Below are 3,218 nucleotides of genomic sequence, written 5' to 3'. Positions count from 1 at the left end.
GCCCGCAGGGCGGCGAACTGCGCTTCCAGGGAGCGGGCGCTGCCCGCCTCGAACAGGTCGACCGCGTCCTGGCCGGCCAGCCGCTTGGCCGGGCGGCCGAGCAGGCGTGCGGCGGCGGGGTTCGCCTCGATCACCCGGCGGGTGCCGGCATCGAGCACCAGCACCGGCTCGCCGGAGATCTGGAACAGCAGCCGGTACCGGGTCTCGGCGGCGCGCAGGCGGTCGTAGTCGCGCTCAAGGGCCTGCTGGGCGTCGGTGAGCCGGCGCTGGAGCGCGGCCACCGCCCGCATGTCCCGGCCGAGGATCAGGATCGGGCCGCCCTCCACCGAGCGCAGGGAGGCGTAGCGGATCGGCAGGTCGACGCCGCTGGGGGAGGGGTGGTTGATCTGCCGCCAGCGGGTGATGCCGCCGGTCTGGGCGTCGCGCAGCAGCGCGTCGACCTTCGGCCGGCTCTCGATCGTCACGGTGTCGATCCAGCGCCGCCCGAGCCAGCCGGGGATGTTCTCGGCGTCGAGGTCGGCAGCCGCCGTCGCATCCCGAATCACCCCGTCGGCATCCACCACCAGGGACAGGTCGGCCGATGCCGCGACGAGGCGTCCGACCGCCTCTCCGTCGAGGTGGCCGGCCACCTGGAGCAGCGCCTGAGGCGGCGGCTGCGGGGTGGGGTGAGGCTGGGGCGTCACGATCACCATTGCGTGAGAGTTGAAAATTTGCCCCTTTCAGCAGGCCATGGCCCGTCTGTCCAGCAAAGCTTCGGCGGTCGCCGGCGCCAAGCAGCCGTCCGGCGCGCAAGCGTCCGCCCCGACGATGCCCGCCTCGCCGCCGTAGCGCGCGAAATACGGGCCGCCGACGATGACCCGGACCTCCGGGTTGCTGGAGGCTTTCCGGACATCCGTCACGGTGCCGGACAGCGCCGGCAGGAACACGTCGCAGGACAGTGACAGGCCGACCACGTCGAACCACTCCGCGCGCAGCAGGGTCAGGGGATCGACCCCGGGGCCGGGGACCGCCGTGGTCACGTCCCAGCCGGCCTCGCGGAAGAAGCTCGCGACGATCGACAGGCCGAAATGGTGGGTCTCGCCGGGGCAGGGCAGCAGCAGCACGCTGCGGCCGTTGGCCGGCACGGTCTCGTCCTCGAGCTGCGCGCAGAGGCGCCGGCTCACCGCCTGCAGCCGGCCGAGTCCCTCGGTCACGGCCAGGAAATCGCAGGCGTCCTCCTCCCAGAGTTCCCCGAGATGGCGCGCGGCCGGGGCGAGCAGGTCGAGCAGCAGGCGCGGCAGCGGCAGCCCGCCCTCGCGCAGCGCGGAGACCTGGCCGTCCAGGTCGATCGGCCCGGGGGCCAGAAGCAGGGCGCTGAAGGCCGCGATCTCCTCCGGGCTCGGCGCCCGGTCGCTCTGGGCCCGGCGCCCGACCGGCCGGTGGGCCATCATCAGGCGGGGCAGGATCTCCGCCTCGACCAGGCGGGCCAGCGCGTCCGGCACCGCCTTGTCGTCGGAGGAGGGGCGCGGGATGGCTTGGTGGCGCACCCGCGGCCCGTCGCCGTAGGCCGACAGTCCGTCGCCCATCGCGCCGCATCCGCCCGCGATCGGACCTGGATCCAGACGCTCACCGAAATGCCTCCAGTCTCCCATCGGCATCCCTCCCAGAAGCGGCCCCGACCCGGGTGGGCCGGCGGTTCCGCAAGCGCGTCGAGTGCGGCGTTGCCCGCCGGTCTTCTCAAGTCTTCGTCGTCGCAGATCCTCGAATCGAACCAGCCAAGCCATCGAAAGCGTCGACCAGCGTTCGGAACGATACCTGAGCCGTCGATCTTGGCAATGACTTGGAACAAAGAAAATATATCAAACCGGTGTCACTCCAACAAGGCGTCAAGCGGACTTGACACTTTTGGTGCCGCGGCCCTAGCCTCTGCCAACGATGACACCCGACGGGCGTCGCCGAGCACAGGGGAGCGGATGCATGGGTCCCGGGGACCGGCCATCACGACCGCTCTACACGTCCGCCCAGCGCCAGAGACGCGACGCCTCGCCCTGGACGCTGGTGCAGGGGCTGCTCGCCCCGCTGCAATTCCTGATCTTCCTGGTGAGTCTGGTCCTGGTGCTGCGGGCGCTCGCCACCGGGCACGGCCTGTTCGCCGCCCAAGTTTCGGTCGTCGCCAAGACCCTGGCACTCTACGCGATCATGGTCACCGGCTCGATTTGGGAAAAGGTCGTATTCGGCCGCTGGCTGTTCGCCCCGGCCTTCTTCTGGGAGGACGTGGTCAGCATGCTGGTGCTTGCGCTCCACACCGCCTACCTCGCCGCACTGATCACCGGCGCCCTGGATGAGCGGGCCCTGCTGATCCTCGCGCTGGCGGCCTACGCCACCTACGTGATCAACGCCGGCCAGTTCCTGCTCAAGCTCCGGGCCGCCCGCCTGGGAGGCCTCGACGCCGACCGGCCGCATCTGGCGGAGGCGCTGTCGTGAACGCGCCCGTCCAACCGCCCGTCACTGCAACATCGGCCGCCTGCGGCAGCATCGATTTCCATCAGGAGCACGGTCAGCGCGCGGTGTTCTGCGGGCTCACCGGCATCGTCTGGCTGCACCGGAAGATCCAGGACGCGTTCTTCCTGGTGGTCGGCTCCCGCACCTGTGCCCACTTGATCCAGTCGGCGGCCGGGGTGATGATCTTCGCCGAGCCGCGCTTCGCCACTGCGATCATCGACGAGCGCGACCTCGCCGGCATCGCCGACGCCAACGAGGAACTCGACCGGGTCGTCACCCGGCTGATCGAGCGCCGGCCCGACATCAAGCTGCTGTTCCTCGTGGGCTCCTGCCCGTCCGAGGTGATCAAGCTCGATTTGTCCCGGGCGGCCCAACGCCTGTCGGGGCGCCTCGCGCCGGTGCGGGTGTTGAACTATTCCGGCTCCGGCATCGAGACGACCTTCACGCAGGGCGAGGATGCCTGCCTGGCCGCCCTCGTGCCGGAGTTGCCCCGGTCATCCGCCGATGCAGAGCCGTCGCTCCTGATCGTCGGCGCACTGGCGGACGTGGTTGAGGACCAGTTCGTCCGGATGTTCTCCGCGATGGGGATCACGGACGTCCGGTTCCTTCCGGCCCGCCGCGCCGGAGCCATGCCGGCGGTCGGACGAAACACCCGCTACCTGCTGGCCCAGCCATTCCTGGCCGATACCGCCCGGGCCCTCGACGAGCGCGGCGCCCACCGCCTCGCCGCTCCGTTC

At 70.8% G+C, this 3,218-nt stretch carries 4 protein-coding genes; 2 read left to right on the top strand and 2 right to left on the bottom strand.

Features of this window, described 5'->3' with window-relative positions:
- Both FV228_RS24625 and FV228_RS24620 read right to left on the bottom strand, forming a co-directional pair.
- The coding region (locus FV228_RS24625) for a PAS domain-containing protein (protein WP_246694024.1) at nucleotides 1-692 on the bottom strand (692 nt) is incomplete at its 3' end.
- A 27-nt stretch (nucleotides 693-719) separates the two neighbouring features.
- Nucleotides 720-1,631 carry a cobalamin B12-binding domain-containing protein gene (locus FV228_RS24620; RefSeq protein ID WP_147856958.1) on the bottom strand — a complete coding sequence of 304 codons (912 nt, stop codon included), beginning with the start codon at nucleotides 1,629-1,631 and terminating at the stop codon, nucleotides 720-722.
- Nucleotides 1,632-1,956: 325 nt separating this feature from the next.
- Between FV228_RS24620 and bchF the strand changes: the two genes are divergently transcribed.
- On the top strand, nucleotides 1,957-2,463 hold the full coding sequence (gene bchF / locus FV228_RS24615; RefSeq protein WP_147856957.1) for a 2-vinyl bacteriochlorophyllide hydratase: 507 nt from the start codon (nucleotides 1,957-1,959) through the stop codon (nucleotides 2,461-2,463).
- 50 nt (nucleotides 2,464-2,513) lie between these two features.
- The coding region (locus tag FV228_RS24610) for a ferredoxin:protochlorophyllide reductase (ATP-dependent) subunit N (RefSeq protein WP_147856960.1) at nucleotides 2,514-3,218 on the top strand (705 nt) is incomplete at its 3' end.

Source organism: Methylobacterium sp. WL18 (assembly GCF_008040015.1).
Taxonomy (GTDB): Bacteria; Pseudomonadota; Alphaproteobacteria; order Rhizobiales; family Beijerinckiaceae; genus Methylobacterium; species Methylobacterium mesophilicum.
The sequence above is the reverse complement of the archived record's forward strand: the minus strand, read 5'-3'. Positions and strand labels throughout refer to the sequence as shown.